This window comes from Variovorax sp. 01T432, assembly GCF_056398605.1.
This window is the reverse complement of sequence record NZ_JBFTPS010000169.1, coordinates 1-406: the sequence shown is the minus strand read 5'-3', so window position 1 is coordinate 406 and position 406 is coordinate 1. Positions and strand designations below refer to the sequence as shown.

Below are 406 nucleotides of genomic sequence, written 5' to 3'. Positions count from 1 at the left end.
GCTTTGGGCAGTGGACAAGGTCACCCCGTCGACCAGCGATTGGATTGGCGTCGCCGTGTGCTTCATTGGCATGGCCATCATCATGTTCGGGCCACGAGAAGCGGTCCGCTGAACCGACGTTGTGACCGGCTACAGTCGGCCAAAAGCGGTCCTCCAGCCTCGCCTCAGAAATGCACGGACACACAGAGTCTTGCCGTGCTCATGTAGCGGATTTATGCGCTGTCAGGCGTGTCCGTGTTCGAGCAGACCAGTGGCTGTGCTGCCTTTCAAGTGGTCGATGAACCATCTGCCAGCGGGCCCAGGGGACGTTGAAGCTTGGTGGACTGCCGATATCGTCAACATGAAGCCGCTCGGCGGCATGCCCTCGACATCCAGAACAACCAACCTGCCGGTGGCGATGGCGATG

Annotated in this window: 1 protein-coding gene; it reads left to right on the top strand. The window is 60.1% G+C overall.

What is annotated here, in order from left to right; genetic code table 11:
- The first annotated feature begins 10 nt into the window (after positions 1–10).
- Positions 11–112, top strand: a complete 102-nt coding sequence (locus tag AC1DNF_RS35830) for a hypothetical protein (RefSeq protein WP_478153692.1) — start codon at positions 11–13, stop codon at positions 110–112.
- Positions 113–406 lie beyond the last annotated feature (294 nt).